We start from the raw sequence: 214 nt of genomic DNA, 5'->3' as shown, positions 1-214 counted from the left end.
CCGCCCAAAAATAGGGCGATTTCCACTCCTCACGTTGCCACATCTCCAACTGCGCCTCCCGCAACGCTTCCGCCGGGGTCAGCTCCTGTGAGAGCAGCTTCTCATAAAACTTCGACATCAGCGCCGCCGTTGCCTTGTCGTCCACACTCCATAACGACACCACCAAACGCGGCGCACCGGCATACATAAATCCCCGGGTCAACCCCACCAAACC

Annotated in this window: 1 protein-coding gene; it reads right to left on the bottom strand. The window is 58.9% G+C overall.

Features of this window, described 5'->3' with window-relative positions:
• Positions 1-214: CHAT domain-containing protein (locus LKK83_RS00280; protein WP_324628748.1), on the bottom strand; the 214-nt coding region annotated here is incomplete at both ends.

Source organism: Phormidium sp. CCY1219 (genome assembly GCF_035615515.1).
Classification (GTDB): domain Bacteria; phylum Cyanobacteriota; class Cyanobacteriia; order Cyanobacteriales; family Laspinemataceae; genus CCY1219.
Note: the sequence above shows the minus strand (reverse complement) of the source record. Positions and strands in the feature narration are given on the sequence as shown.